The organism is Enterococcus quebecensis (genome assembly GCF_001730365.1).
Lineage (GTDB): Bacteria > Bacillota > Bacilli > Lactobacillales > Enterococcaceae > Enterococcus_L > Enterococcus_L quebecensis.
The window spans coordinates 1-14,915 of record NZ_MIKB01000017.1; the positions used below are offsets into that span (position 1 = coordinate 1).

The following is a 14,915-nucleotide window of genomic DNA, read 5'->3' on the forward strand; positions in this document are numbered from 1 at the left end:
CTGCCAGTAGTTTATTATACCGTTCTTATGATGTAGGGAAGGTTGTAGACACAAAGCTTAATGAACAAGGTATATCTATTTATGAACCGAGTAAATTAAGTAATGGGCTGCATCAAGTAAATTTTACGCGAGATAAAGATAAAGAAGTGATTTTAAATGTATTGCCGGGAAGTGTTCGTGCCAATAAAGAATACACAACTCAAATAATATGGACACTTGAAAATGGCCCCTGAGGAAAGAGGAGGGGGAGGAAGAGAGTCATAAGATTAACAAACTGTAGACAAAGCGTTTAAAAAACACTTTGTCTACAGTTTGTTTGTGTACACTACAAATAAAAGGTTTATGAAGGCGATGAGGTAGAAAAAATTAATGATGTAAAGATTATCTTGGTAATCGCTCTTTTGGTTTGATTTTTAGGTAGGATGTAAGGAAAAAAAGTAGCTAAGTTGATCTAGGAATGAGAGCACGAGTTCTTGCTTACTAAAAAAAGTACGATGTCTGATTTTTGGACATCGTACTTTTTCTTTAATCTGAAGACGAGCGTCTTCGGACTGCGTTATTTTGAACTACCGGATTTGATGGTTGCGTTGAGTCACTGCTTGGCACTGTTTCAGACGACGTTGTTGGTTCCGATGGTTCAATTGATTGACTTGATGAATTTGGTATTTCGCTAGGTGGAGTTACTGGCGCTTCTGTTTGTGAAGGGACAGTAGAGCTGCTTGTAGTTTCTGATGTTGTTGAACTTTCCGAACTGGAAGAAGTATCAGAACCAGAGTTTGAAGTGATGACTTGTTCCTCGTAAGCACCCTTCACATATAGTTCGCCACCAGAGCGTACGACAGTGTCTGGCATGACCCAATCATCATTAGAGACACCTTCAGAGAGATAGGTCATCATTTGTCTGTAAACATCAGAAGCCGTTCCCCAATATTCAAAAGGAATCGGGGTTAAGCGATTTTTGTAACCTGTCCAAACAGATACCGCATAATGAGGTGTATAACCAACAAATGTACTGTCAGGAGCAATGCTAGATGATGCAGAGGCACCGATTTTTGCTAGATCATCGTCAGTATAATTCGCTGTTCCTGTTTTTCCAGCTTGAATTAATCCTGGTATATCTGCATTAAAGGCAGTACCACCACCGATAACATCTTTAAGCATATCTGTCATCATATAAGCAGTTGAATCTTTCATGGCACGTTTACTTTCAGTTTGAGTTACATCTTCCGAACCATCTTGATAGACAACTTTATTGACGTAATAAGGTTTATTGTATACCCCCATATTAGCAAATGAGGCGTACGCCGCTGCTAATTTTAGGGAAGAAACGCCGTATTTGTTTCCGCCTAAGTCAATAGTATTACTAGATATTGCATTGGCAGCAACGATTTGTTTAAATTCAATTCCTAAGTTTTTAAGGAAAGCAGCTGATTTATCACTACCGACCTCATCAAATGTTTGGATGGCCGTCGTATTACGAGAATGCATAATTGCCTTACGCATCGTAATGGCTCCATAATACTGCATATCTGCATTCGTAACAGGTATATTGGTTCCTTCGTAATTTGTTGGCTTATCTAGCATTATTCGTCCAGTGGAATAATTCAAGTCTTCAATGGCAGGGCCGTAGTCAGCGATAGGTTTCATTGTTGAACCCACATCCCGATCTGTTTCTACAGCTAAGTTAGTACCTAGTTGTACATCATCTGGTATGTTACGACCACCTATTTGTGCTTTTACTTGACCAGTTTTGACATCAATTACCGTTGAAGCCACTTGAAAGTCTTGGTCAGGATATTGAACGTATGTGTCACTATTGACAATATCATACAATCGTTTTTGTGCGTTCATGTCAAGGTTGGTGTGGATTTCTAGACCATCAGTGTAAACATTTTTACCCATTTTTGAAACTTCATTGATGACTTCTTTAATGTAGTTATCAACGATTTTCCGATTGTCATTAGACTGTTTTAATGGCTGTAAGCCGTCATTTATTGGAGTAGCTTTGGCATCGTCATATTCTTTTTGCGTGATTTTATCATTTTCTTTCATAGTGTATAAAACAACGTCACGTCGTTCTTTGGCAATTTCTGGTTTTACATAAGGATCATAATCATTTGGAGCTTGAGGCATTCCAGCTAATAATGCAGTTTGTGGAAGCGATAACTCAGATAATGGTTTTCCATAATAAGTTTGTGCAGCAGTTTCCATACCATATAAACCATTTGCCATATAAACTTTATTGATGTAATAAGTTAAAATTTCTTCTTTTGATTTTTCTTTTTCTAATTGCATAGCAAGCCAAGCTTCTTGGGCTTTACGTTTTAGGTTTTGATCTTTTTCTTTTGTAGAAAAGTAAGAAAGTTTGATTAGTTGCTGAGTGAGTGTACTACCACCTTGAAGTCCGCCAGTTTTAAAGTTTGAAAAAGCTGATCCTAAAATTCGGATTGGATCGACTCCGCTATGTTTGTAAAAGCGTTTATCTTCAACTGATACAACAGCGTCTTTCAATAATTGAGGAACTTCTGTTGGTTTGATCATTTCACGTTTTTCTGCACCTAATTCTTCGAAAACTTCGTTGTTTGCATCATAAAGTTTAGAAGAAACAGTGGCACTTAGTTTCTCATCATCCAGTTTAGGTGCTTCTTTAGCATATGACCAAAAGAGGCCTAAGCCAGCTAGAAGCCCAATGATTCCAAGAAGAACTAATACCAGAAATAGTTTTAGTAAGATTCGTTTTTTCTTTGGTTTTTTACCACCATTAGAAGGGGTGTTTTCAGTGTTGTTAGAAGCAGGGGTATGTCCATGCCTGGCAGCACGTGATCCTATTTCATCAGTTGTCATTAAACGCAACTCCTTTGTTTGATTGAATATGTTGTTCGACTGCATCCAAATACGGGACTCTAGGCGCAATGCCAATTCGGATTTCTATTCCATTATTTTCGATAATAGATAAAGGCAATGATTTTTTTCCAGTGCTTTCTTGTTCTGACCAACAGGTAACCAATTCTTCTCCACTAAAGAAGAAACACCTATTCAACGAAGAAAACCACAAAAGCACAAAGCAAATTCCTTTTTGCGCTAAACATTGCTGGATATGATCAATCTGGTGCTGATGAAAATTTTTAAAAGGAAAAGATGTTTTATTTTTAGTTTCCTTTGCTTCAAAGTCCAGATAGTATCCATTGTAAACACCATTATAATCAGTTGTTGAGGCTTGTCTAAAGTAAGCTTCTTTGATTACTGCAGCACTACGGCTGGGATAATCAACTTTAACAATTTGAACGGGAGTAGGCTTTTTGTGGATAACAGCTGTATTATGCATCAAATAATACGCATTACTTTTGTTGATTTCTTCTTCAAAATCCATTCCTCGTTTACCAAATTGAATTGATTTTTGGTTTTTTACTTGTTTTTTTGATTTCGGTACTTCATGATTATTATAGGGAGTACCATTAGGATAATGAAAAGCCATTTCTATCACACTCCTAGCCAACATTATAACAAAAAATCTTTATGAAAGAAAAGGAATGTCTATGGAGAATGTAAAAACACTTTATGTGACTGGCTATAAAAGCTTTGAGATCGGGGCTTTTCAGGACAATGACCCCAAAATAATAGTTATTAAAAAAGTATTAAAAAAAGAAATTATGGGTTATTTAGACACTGGATTGGAGTGGGTTTTAGTTTCTGGGAATCTTGGAACAGAAATCTGGGCAGCAGAAGTAGTGGCAGAATTGAAAAATGACTATCCAGAATTAAAGTTGGGACTGATTTATCCTTTTAAAGAATTTGGAAATAATTGGAATGAAAAAAATCGTGGAAATTTAGAAAAAATTGAACTTTTAGCGGATTTTGTGGATTCAGTGAGTCATCAGCCATATAAATCACCAGCGCAACTAAAAATGCATACACGCTTTTTATTAGAGCATTCAGGGGCTAGTTTGTTGGTCTATGATAAGGAATATCCAGGGAAGACGGAGTATTTTTTAAAAGATGCAGAACTTTTTTCAGAAAAATTTCCTTACGAAATTCGCTTAATAACAATGGATGATTTACAAAACTCGATGGAATAGTGAGAATCTGTTTGATTTTCTGCCGATTTTCAGATACAATAATGCTGTTGAACTATGAACTTTTTATCCTATATCAAAGAAAATAACGAGGTGTAAGTATGGCAAATTTAGTATACAGTCCAAAAGATATTTTACAAAAAGAATTTAAAACAAAAATGCGTGGGTATGATCCAGTTGAAGTTGATGAATTTTTAGATAATGTAATCAAAGATTATGAAGCATACAACAAAGAACTCTTAACGTTACAAGAAGAAAACAACCGTTTGTTAGCTAAACTTGATCAAGCGTCTAAAGTACAGCAAGCAATGCCTCCTAGAGGTGGACAAGAGATGCCTAAGAGTGCAGCTGTAACAAACTTCGATATCCTAAAACGTTTGTCTAATTTAGAGCGTGAAGTATTTGGTAAAAAATTAGATGACACTCCTGCGTCAAATCCAATTTCAGGTATGAGCCATTCTAATCCATATGAGAGCAGCTTGCATAATCCATACGAACGTGAAGTAGATAACTCTGAAACGCGTCAATTTTAATTAATCAAATCAAGTATTTTGTAATTTTCGGGTGATCGCGGTTTGAATTATTCAGGCTGAGGAAAGTCCATGCTCGCACAGGCTGAGATGTCTGTAGTGTTCGTGCTTAGCGAAATCATAAGCTAAGGTACTTAATCTAGTAAAATCTTTTGGTTTTTTGATCAAATTATTTTTACTTTTAAGAGTAACGGCAGGAAAAATGACTAAGGTTTCGGCTATGTCAAAGTACCCTTGAAAGTGCCACAGTGACGAAGCAATTTTGGAAACGAAATTGGTGGAACGCGGTAAACCCCTCGAGCGAGCAACCCAAACAATGGTAGGGGCGCTCTTCTAAAGGAAATGAACGAGTAGAAGAGGCAGATTAATTTCTGCAGATAGATGATGACCGTCGAGTGTCTTTCCCTGAGAGACATTCGATACAGAACATGGCTTACAGAAAATTACAAGTATTCAGGATGACCTTCCAACTTTGTTGTGAAGGCTTTTTTTAAAGTAAGAGATACTCATAAGTAGTTAAAAATAGTCGAACAAATCAGTTCTTAAAACGTATAAGAACAAGAGGAGATATCATGACAAAAGAAAAAACATTTAAACTTGTTGCTACAGCAGCAAGTGGATTAGAAGCATTAGTGGGGAAAGAATTACGTGATTTAGGTATCCCCTGTGAAGTAGAGAACGGAAAAGCGTTATTTGAAGGAACTATGGAGACGATTGCTACAGCTAATTTATGGTTAAGAACAGCTGACCGTGTGAAAATCATCGTCGGTGAATTTGATGCATTCAGTTTTGATGAATTATTCGAAAAAGTTAAAGCATTACCTTGGGAAGATTATTTACCAATGGATGCAGAATTTCCCGTAGCAGGAAAATCAATTAAATCCAAACTGTACAGCACACCCGATTGTCAATCAATTACCAAAAAAGCGATCGTAAACCGCTTGAGAGAAGTGTATCATCGTCCTGCAACAGTACCTTTAGCTGAAACTGGTGCTTTTTTTCAATTAGAAGTTGCACTTTTAAAAGATCATGTAACGTTGACCATTGATACGACAGGACCAAGTTTATTTAAACGAGGATATCGAATCGAAAAAGGTGGAGCACCGTTAAAAGAGAACATGGCTGCTGCCTTAGTGACGTTGACAAATTGGCGTAAAGACCGTCCTTTCTATGATCCAGTGTGTGGTTCTGGTACGATTTGTATTGAAGCAGCTTTGATCGGACATAATATTGCACCAGGATTTAACCGTGAATTTGTTTGTGAAACATGGGATTGGTTTGATGCATCTATCTTTGAAAAGGTTCGTAAAGAAGCAGATGAAAAAGCAGATTATGATATTGAACTAGATATTATGGGGTCAGACATCAATGGGAAAATGATCGACATTGCCAAAGCAAATGCAGAAGAAATCGGGCTAGGAGATTCAATTACATTTAAGCAATTAGCCTTGAGAGATTTTACTACAGAAAAAGAGTATGGCGTAATGGTAGCAAATCCGCCTTATGGAGAGCGTTTAGGTGAAGAAGAATCTGTTCGTAAATTATATAAAGAAATGGGAGAAGTCTTCCGCCCACTAAAAACGTGGAGTAAATATATTTTAACGAGTGATTTAACATTTGAGCAATATTATGGTGCAAAAGCGACGAAAAAAAGAAAGTTGTATAATGGGGCATTACGTACTGATCTGTTCCAATATTGGGGAGAAAGACCGCCTAGAAAACCAAGAGAAGAGTAGGAGAAGCGTATGAAAGAACAGGAATTTTTACAAGAGCTAAAAGAAATCCAAATGTTGACTGAAGCGTTGGGATTACTTGAGTGGGATAGCCAAACAGGAATGCCAGAAGCGAGCAGTGAATTTAGAGGAGAAGTTGTCGGTTACTTGTCAGGGATGGCTTTTGAGCGCAGTGTTGGTCCTAAAGTTCAAGAAGCATTAGCTTATTTTGATACTCACACGGACGAACTATCAGAAGTTGGTATGTCTGTTTATAAAAAGGTTAAAGAAGAGTACGAGCTGAATCATAGTATTCCAGCTGAACGGATGCAGGCATACAACACAGCCCTAACCAATGCTCATACAGCTTGGCTACAGGCTAGAAAATCTAAAGATTTTAACAAGATGAAAGCAGAAATTCAAACAATCATTGATTTCTTAAAAGAATTTATTCCATATTGGAAAAAAGATGAGGCGACAAATTATGATGTGTTGCTAAATCAATATGAGCCTGGATTAAGTGTTGAAAAATTAGATCAAATTTTTGAGCAATTAAAAATAGGGATTATGGAAATAAGAGCAACAATTGCTGAAAAAGGGACTGTCCCGCGTACAGATTTCTTATATAGACGAGTAACAAAAGAGCAACAAAGAAAATTCGTGTCTGGTATAGCAGAAAAAATTGGTTATGATTTTTCTCGTGGACGTTTAGATGATACGGTACATCCATTTATGTTGGCTTTGAACCGTACTGACGCACGAATTACTACTCGTTGGGACGAAAACAATTTTTCGATGGCGACTTTTGGTGTGATTCATGAAGCGGGTCACGGAATTTATGAACAAAGTATAGATGCTAAATATGATTACACACCACTTTCAACAGGTGCATCTATGGGGATTCATGAATCTCAGTCATTATTCAATGAAATTATTATTGGGAGCAATAAGCAGTTCTGGAAAAAACAGTTCCCATTTTTCAAAGAATGTACTGAGGGAACATTTGATGATATTGATTTTGAGACTTTCTACGATTCATTAAAGGAAACAAAAGCTAGTTTAGTTAGAATCGAAGCAGATAGTTTAACTTATCCATTGCATATTATTATTCGTTATGAAATTGAGAAGATGATTTTTAATGAAGATATTTCCGTTGATGAGCTTTCGCAAGTTTGGAATGATAAGTATGATGAATATTTAGGTATTCGACCAGAAAATGACTTAGAAGGAATTGTTCAAGATGTTCATTGGTCTGGTGGTAGCTTTGGATACTTCCCGTCATATGCTTTAGGTTATATGTATGCAGCACAACTTCAACATGCAATGCAAAAAGAAATTGATGTAGATAATGTTCTATCGAGCGAAGATTACTCTCCAATCAAAAATTGGTTAACACAGCATATCCATCAATACGGAGCATCAAGAAAACCAAATCAATTGATTCTAGATGCAACGGGTGAACCATTGAATCCGCAATACTTGATTGACTACATGAAATCGATCTATTATGATGTGTACAAAATTAAAGAATAGTGGGTTTGATAAATATATCTATCTAGTACTAGAAAGCAGGGAGCGGTTATGTTATCAATCAATGAGTATCTAAAAGCTGGTGAAACAACTGTCTCCAACTTGGTAATCGAGAACTATCAGAAAATTGGTTTAACCGATGAAGAATTTTTATTTTGGCTACAATTGTTCCGTTTACAAGCAAAAGGAGATTTATTTCCTGATTTAGCGGAGATCAGTCAAATCATGGGGAAACCAATTGATGTTATTTATAAGCTTTTGAATCAGCTTGTTTCCCGTGGGTTTTTGATTATCCAAACAAAGCAAAATGAGCAAGGGCAAATGATGGATACGTACGATTTGTTGCCGATTTTTGATAAAATTACTCTTTTACAACAAAGGCAGACAGAGAAAGAAAAAGAAGTGACGTCAGAAGAAACAATCAAACAACTCTATCAAGGGTTTGAAAAAGAGTTTGGGCGTCAATTATCTCCAATCGAATTAGAGATGATTGGACAGTGGCTAGAAATAGATCAGTATAAACCAGAGCTTATTCGGTTAGCTTTAAGAGAGGCTGTGTTGAATCAAGCCTATAGTTTAAAATACATTGATCGGATTTTGCTTGCGTGGGAACGTAAAAATATCACAACAAAAGAACAAGTCGCTGAAGATCAAAAACGCAGAAAACAGACATTGATTCAAAAAGAAATTGAGGAACAAGGTGCTGTTAATGAGCCGATTCCAAAAGTTACCTTACACAATTGGCTTAATCCAGAAGATAGTGAGTAGGAGGTAGGTAGATGCTTTCAAAAGAAAAAACGATGGAAGCGATAGAAATCATGTATGATATGTTTCCAGATGCTGCATGCGAACTTACTCATAAAAGTCCGTTTCAATTGCTGATTGCTGTTATTTTAAGTGCTCAGGCGACCGATATTTCTGTAAATAAGGCAACACCTGCATTATTTGCAGCATATCCAACCCCTGAAACGCTTGCGGCAGCTCCTGTTGAAGATATCATTCAAAAGATTAAAACGATTGGTTTATATCGAAATAAAGCGAAAAACATTAAAGCGTGTGCAGCTCAACTATTGGAACGTTATAATGGTGAAGTTCCTAAAACGAGAGAAGAGTTGACGTCTCTTCCTGGTGTAGGTCGTAAAACGGCGAATGTCGTGATGGGTGATGCTTTTGGTGAACCTGCGATTGCAGTGGATACTCATGTAGAACGGGTGTCAAAACGTTTACGAATTTGTAAGCTAGATGCTAGTGTCATGGAAGTTGAACAGACATTGATGCGGAAAATACCTAAAGAATTATGGGTTAAAACCCATCATACGATGATATTTTTCGGCCGATATCACTGTTTAGCTAGAAATCCAAAATGTGATATTTGTCCATTGTTATCTATGTGTCAAGAAGGTAAAACAAGGATGAGTGGAAAGTAATTAAAAAGAGCTTAAAGTAAACATTTTGTGTTTACTTTAAGCTCTTTTTTGTTGGTTTTAACCAATACCGATAACAAAGTGTAATAATTTATCTGAGTAGGTTAGTTCATCTAAATCGGTACGAATTGTTTGATTTAGCAATTTGAGCTTGTCAGTTACAATGCCATCCACTCCATAAAACATCATACGTGTCATTGTATCTTCATCATTAACCGTCCAAGCGTAGACTTTTTTTCCGTCATCATGGGCTGCATTGATAAAGTTTCGATTTAGTGTCGTATATTCCATTGTAAAGAAATCTACATTTGTAACTGGAGGTCCTACAATATTAAACGGTAGAATATAGCCAACATAAAATTGAGGTTCTTCTTTTTTTAGCTGAGTTGCTGTGTCAAAGGTCAAGGTATGAAGAATATGTTTTTCCGATAAAATAATTTTGCGGTATTTCTTAGTAAAGCGTTCAACTAAATCAGGACTGTCTTGTGCTGTAGTTTTAATCTCAATCAGTAATTTTTGATTAAGTGATTTTGCCTTGTTTAAGTATTCATCAAAGGAACAAACTTTGGCTTCCATACCGTTCTCTTTGACAGTTAATTTAGTTAGTTCTTCTAGAGTTAGTTGATTGGGTCTTTTGTTTACTCCAGTAAGTTTTTTTAAATTGAAATCATGCATAACGACAAACTGTTTATCTTTAGTTTCTTGTACATCCATTTCCACATAGCTAGGGTTTTCTAAGCTAGTTTTTTCTAGAGCAGGCAATGTATTTTGAACACCATTTGAGGCATCAACACCTCTATGAGAAATTGTTAAGGGTTCTGTTACAGATGGATTGCTTAAATAATTGGTATTATACGTTCCTACGCCAATTCCAAATATTGCGGCAATAAAAGCAAATGAGCCGATTTTTAAAGCTGTCCATTCTTTCTTTTGTTGTTTAGACTGTTCAAAAAACCATTGTGGTAAATCTGGTAAAAATCCTTCATCGTCCATATAATCAATAGTGATATAGAAAACGCCAACAGTAGAAAAAATAATATTCATGAGTAAAATAAACTGTAACAACGTCATCGCAATCACGGCACTAACTAGTGCATAACTTGGGAAAGTAGACTCAATAATCGCTTGCCCACTCAAAATAACTGTATAACTGAGAACAAAAACCACAAGAATACTTCCGCCAATTACAACAAATTGTCCAAGAATTTTAAAAAAATGATTTTTTGTGGAGCGCCAACTTTCTTTGACTGCTTGACGGAAAGGCACGTCCCTTAAAATCATTTCAGGTAGCGCAAAGATTAAACGAACGGAAAGGTAGAAGAAAACTAGATAACCTAGTCCAACTAGAGCAATGATTGTCACACGATTAGCAAAAATAAAATCCATAATAAATGCTGGAATTTTAATTTTTGCTAATAAATCCGAATTGAATCCTAACCCGCTAAAAGGTAAAACAAAGAAAAAATAAAATAGGAAAAAAAGAATGGTGCTAAATCGAATTTTTTTTAGTTGAAGAATCGTCCCTTTAAGTAAATTCGTCAGAGAGATAGGCTCTCTTTTTTTTATGAAGAAAATGCTCAAAAGTAAAAAAGTAAATTCAAAAAAAACTGCAATTATAATTGCAAAAAGAACGATAACCAAAGCAAGCAGTACACCAGGATGTTTTGATAAAATAATTGGAATTGTATCATAAGATAAATACTCAATTTTCCCTTGTTTTAAGATGAAACGAGTCGAACTAGCTAAAAGTGGGAGTAATATAAAAAGCATAAATCCGTGCATCAATAAAACATCGCGGAAATAGGCTGATGTTCCTGCAAAAAAATCAATCATATTTTTAAAACTATTTTTTAAGTATTTCATTATGAGAGCCACCTTTATGTAGAAATAAAATGGATAGGATACAATTGCATCCTATCCTGCTAACTTTTATTATATATTTTAAACTGTTAAAAGCCTAATAAACCGTTTAAGAATGTACCACCATAAATCAAGGCTAAACTATATAAGAAGATTGAAACAGGTTTTGCCAAAATAATGATCAATGTAAATTTCTTTAAAGACATTTTAGTTAAACCAGCCATCAAACAAAGAGCGTCATCCGGAGCAATGGGAAGGAAAATGGCTAATGCGAAGAGACGTTCAAATCGCTTTTCGTTATCCAACCAACCAATATATTTGTTATAGGTTTTATCGCTGACTAAACTTAAAATAAATGGTTTCCCATATTGTCGTCCTAGTAAGAAGATAATAACTGAACCAATTGCAATCCCCACATAATTATAGATAAAACCTGCATAAGGACCGAAAATCAGAACGCCTGCAGCACAACTAATACCTCCTGGTATGATTGGGATGACAACCTGAATGATCTGTATCAACATAAACAACACAGGGCCTAAAATCACTGAGTCACCGACTAATCCTCTCAAAGCGTCCACATCTTTAAAAACACCTAATCGTATAAAATAAATTGTCACAGCAATTGTGGCTATAATTCCTACGATGGAAATGCAGTTAATAATTTTTCTTGAAAGTGCGATGCTCATTCGTTTCATCTCCTTAAAGTTAACTATCTCTAGTATAAAAGTCCTACTAATATTTTACCATTGTTAGTGGTTAATTTTCACGAACAAAGTTGTAAGACGCCATTTGTTATAAAAATTATACATAAATTACGCAGTGAAAACATCCTACTTTAGACTGAATTAAAAATAACTAAGTGTTTCTTATTTACAAGAAACAATGAGAGGATTATAATAAATTTAAGGATTATGGCACGCCTAAAAATATAATAATTTAAACCTGATAATTTATAGATGAGAGAAGGATAAACATGAAAGAAGAAAAATCAGAAACAGAAAAATTACTGGACTATGCAAATGGTCCAAGTTTAGAAGAAATCAACAATACTGTTGATGTACCAAAAGATGCTAGTTTTTGGCGGACATTGTTAGCATATAGCGGACCAGGGGCTCTAGTTGCAGTCGGCTATATGGATCCTGGAAATTGGATCACGTCTATTGCCGGAGGTGCGGAATACAAGTATGCCTTGTTGAGTGTCATTCTATTGTCTAGTTTGATTGCTATGTTGCTTCAAAGCATGGCTGCTAAATTAGGTATTGTGACTGGCAGAGATTTGGCTCAAGCGACTAGAGAACATACGAGTAAAAAGACAGGATTTGTTTTATGGATCATCACTGAGCTTGCGATTATGGCAACAGATATTGCTGAGGTAATCGGCGGAGCGGTTGCTTTGCAATTGTTGTTTGGTTTTCCATTATTGATTGGCGTTCTTATCACGACATTTGATGTTTTGCTATTATTACTTTTAACGAAATTGGGTTTTAGAAAAATCGAAACAATTGTTGCTTGTTTGATTGCTGTCATCTTTTTTGTGTTTGCTTATGAAGTAGCTCTTGCGGATCCGAATATTGGAGAAGTACTGCGTGGTTTTATTCCAGACACAAGAATTGCTAGTGACAAGTCAATGTTATTCTTAGCTCTAGGAATCGTTGGTGCAACAGTGATGCCCCATAATTTATATTTGCATTCATCGATTGCTCAAGCTAGAAAATTTGATCGTAATGATGATGATGAAAAGGCGAAAGCAATTCGTTTTACGATTTGGGATTCAAATATTCAGCTGACGGTTGCCTTTATCATTAACTGTTTATTACTGATTTTAGGTGGAGCTTTATTTTATGGAACAAATAGTGATTTAGGAAAATTTGTTGACTTGTTCGACGCATTGAAAAACCCAGATATTGTAGGGAATATTGCTAGTCCGGTTTTAAGTATCTTATTTGCAATTGCGTTGCTTGCTTCTGGTCAAAATTCAACGATTACTGGAACACTTTCTGGACAAATCGTTATGGAAGGCTTTATTCATTTAAAAATGCCTCTATGGATGCGTAGAGTGGTTACACGTTTGATTGCCATTGTACCAGTTATTATTTGTGTAATTATCTACGGAGGAAGAGAATCAGCAGTAGAGGACTTATTGCTCTATACACAAGTATTTTTGAGTATTGCACTACCAATTTCCATCATTCCTTTAACCATGTATACGAGTGATAAAAAAATCATGGGTCGATTTGCCAATCCAATGTGGGTAAAAGTGTTGGCTTGGGTTATCGCAATTATTTTAACTGCGTTGAATTTATTCTTGATTTATGGAACATTAACAGGTGTGAATGCTTAAGCAAATTAAAAGAAGGTTATTCTTTATTGAATAGCTTTCTTTTTTTGTATATATAATAGAATTCAGTCTATAGAAATGGTAGAATGAACAAGACTAAAATTTTGAAATGAGGGTTTTAAGTGACTGAATATTTAAATGTTGGAAAAATCGTCAATACTCAAGGCTTGAAAGGGGAAGTACGTATTATTTCCCAAACAGATTTTCCAGAGTTGCGTTATAAAAAAGGATCAGTTTTGACATTATTTCAAGAAAAGAAAGACCCACTTGAATTAACAATTAAATCTCATCGGAAACATAAAAATTTTGATATTGTCACTTTTGAAGATCATTTTTCAATTAATGATGTGGAAAAATATCGTGATGGTATTTTGAAAGTAGCAAAAGACGATTTAACAGATTTACCAGGAGATGAATTTTATTATCATGAGATCATAGGGTTGACTGTTATCGACGAAAATGACGAGGAACTAGGAAAGATCAAAGAAATTCTTTCTCCAGGAGCAAATGATGTATGGGTTGTTCAAAGACCAAAGAAAAAAGATGCATTAATTCCTTATATCGAATCTGTTGTTAAGTCCATTGATTTAGAAGAGGGTATTGTTCGAGTAGAAATTCCAGAAGGTTTGATTGACGATGAGAATTGATGTGTTGACGCTTTTTCCAAGGATGTTTGAAGGACCAATGGGCGAGTCAATTATTGGAAAAGCTGTAGAGAAAAATTTACTGGAAATCAATGTTTCTAATTTTCGTGATCATGCGGATAATAAGCATCAGTCGGTAGATGACTATCCTTATGGCGGTGGTGCTGGCATGTTGCTAAAAGTTCAGCCAATCTATGACAATTTAAAGAGAATCGAAGAAGCCTCTCCTGAATCAAAGAAACGTATCATTTTACTAGATCCAGCTGGCAAACAATTTGACCAAAAAATGGCAGAAGAATTTTCTGAAGAGGAGCATTTAGTTTTTATCTGCGGTCATTATGAAGGGTATGATGAACGTATCCGTTCTTTAGTTACTGATGAAGTTTCACTTGGGGACTATGTCCTGACGGGAGGAGAATTGGGCGCTATGGTAATGATAGATGCTACTGTTCGTTTACTGCCTGATGTTTTAGGTAATAAGCTATCCGCTCAAACGGATTCTCATTCAACAGGTTTGTTAGAGCATCCCCAATATACGCGCCCAGCTGAATTTAATGGTATGAATGTCCCAGAAGTTTTGACGAATGGGAATCACAAACTGATTGCTGAATGGCAGTTAAAGGAGTCTTTGCGCAGAACCTATTTAAGACGTCCAGACATGCTAGAAACACTTGAGTTGGATGATGAAATGAAAAAATTTCTTGCTGAGATTATTCAGGAAGAAAATGTAATTCAGGAATAGACAATTAGTCACTTTTAAAGAAAAATCTCTTTACAGCCTAGAAGAGCTGTGTTACACTG

At 35.7% G+C, this 14,915-nt stretch carries 12 protein-coding genes, 1 other RNA gene and 2 pseudogenes; 11 read left to right on the forward strand and 4 right to left on the reverse strand.

Annotation, left to right across the window (positions count from 1 at the left end):
• Positions 1-233: pseudogene (locus tag BCR23_RS12590) on the forward strand (hypothetical protein); the annotation flags it as partial.
• 292 nt (positions 234-525) lie between these two features.
• On the opposite strand, the gene BCR23_RS12595 reads toward BCR23_RS12590, so the two are convergent.
• Together BCR23_RS12595 and recU are read right to left on the reverse strand one after the other, a co-directional pair.
• The gene (locus BCR23_RS12595) at positions 526-2,844 is read right to left on the reverse strand and encodes a PBP1A family penicillin-binding protein (protein WP_069635848.1); all 2,319 of its coding nucleotides are present in this window, start codon (positions 2,842-2,844) and stop codon (positions 526-528) included.
• Positions 2,834-3,475 (reverse strand): Holliday junction resolvase RecU, encoded by a 642-nt coding sequence (gene recU / locus BCR23_RS12600; protein WP_069635849.1) that lies wholly within the window; start codon positions 3,473-3,475, stop codon positions 2,834-2,836. The genes BCR23_RS12595 and recU overlap by 11 nt, the downstream gene beginning before the upstream one ends.
• Positions 3,476-3,536: 61 nt before the next feature.
• Between recU and BCR23_RS12605 the strand changes: the two genes are divergently transcribed.
• The 7 genes from BCR23_RS12605 (at position 3,537) to nth (ending at position 9,272) form a co-directional block, all read left to right on the forward strand.
• On the forward strand, positions 3,537-4,076 hold the full coding sequence (locus BCR23_RS12605; protein WP_069635850.1) for an SLOG family protein: 540 nt from the start codon (positions 3,537-3,539) through the stop codon (positions 4,074-4,076).
• Between the two features lie 98 nt (positions 4,077-4,174).
• Positions 4,175-4,606 (forward strand): cell division regulator GpsB, encoded by a 432-nt coding sequence (gene gpsB / locus BCR23_RS12610; RefSeq protein ID WP_069635851.1) that lies wholly within the window; start codon positions 4,175-4,177, stop codon positions 4,604-4,606.
• 23 nt (positions 4,607-4,629) lie between these two features.
• Positions 4,630-5,044, forward strand: an RNA gene (rnpB, locus tag BCR23_RS12615) — RNase P RNA component class B.
• A 131-nt stretch (positions 5,045-5,175) separates the two neighbouring features.
• Complete coding sequence (locus tag BCR23_RS12620; RefSeq protein WP_069635852.1) at positions 5,176-6,339, forward strand: THUMP domain-containing class I SAM-dependent RNA methyltransferase; 1,164 nt, start codon at positions 5,176-5,178, stop codon at positions 6,337-6,339.
• Between the two features lie 9 nt (positions 6,340-6,348).
• Positions 6,349-7,848, forward strand: a complete 1,500-nt coding sequence (locus BCR23_RS12625; protein ID WP_069635853.1) for a carboxypeptidase M32 — start codon at positions 6,349-6,351, stop codon at positions 7,846-7,848.
• A 48-nt stretch (positions 7,849-7,896) separates the two neighbouring features.
• Positions 7,897-8,613, forward strand: coding sequence for a DnaD domain protein (locus BCR23_RS12630; protein WP_069635854.1), 717 nt, complete (start codon positions 7,897-7,899; stop codon positions 8,611-8,613).
• A gap of 11 nt (positions 8,614-8,624) precedes the next feature.
• Positions 8,625-9,272, forward strand: a complete 648-nt coding sequence (nth, locus tag BCR23_RS12635) for an endonuclease III (RefSeq protein ID WP_069635855.1) — start codon at positions 8,625-8,627, stop codon at positions 9,270-9,272.
• Positions 9,273-9,329: 57 nt separating this feature from the next.
• Here nth and BCR23_RS12640 read toward each other — a convergent pair whose 3' ends face one another.
• Positions 9,330-11,132, reverse strand: coding sequence for a glycerophosphoryl diester phosphodiesterase membrane domain-containing protein (locus tag BCR23_RS12640; RefSeq protein ID WP_069635856.1), 1,803 nt, complete (start codon positions 11,130-11,132; stop codon positions 9,330-9,332).
• 86 nt (positions 11,133-11,218) lie between these two features.
• Positions 11,219-11,608: pseudogene (locus BCR23_RS12645) on the reverse strand (TVP38/TMEM64 family protein); the annotation flags it as partial.
• A gap of 497 nt (positions 11,609-12,105) precedes the next feature.
• On the opposite strand from BCR23_RS12645, the gene BCR23_RS12650 reads away from it, so the two are divergent.
• From BCR23_RS12650 to trmD, 3 genes are all read left to right on the forward strand, one after another.
• Positions 12,106-13,473 carry an Nramp family divalent metal transporter gene (locus tag BCR23_RS12650; RefSeq protein ID WP_069635858.1) on the forward strand — a complete coding sequence of 456 codons (1,368 nt, stop codon included), beginning with the start codon at positions 12,106-12,108 and terminating at the stop codon, positions 13,471-13,473.
• A gap of 119 nt (positions 13,474-13,592) precedes the next feature.
• A complete protein-coding gene (gene rimM / locus BCR23_RS12655; protein ID WP_069635859.1) occupies positions 13,593-14,117 on the forward strand; it encodes a ribosome maturation factor RimM in 525 nt (174 codons plus the stop codon).
• Entirely contained in the window at positions 14,107-14,856 is a 750-nt protein-coding gene (gene trmD / locus BCR23_RS12660) for a tRNA (guanosine(37)-N1)-methyltransferase TrmD (protein ID WP_069635860.1), read from the forward strand. Before rimM ends, trmD begins: the two co-directional genes overlap by 11 nt.
• The last annotated feature ends 59 nt before the right edge of the window (positions 14,857-14,915 follow it).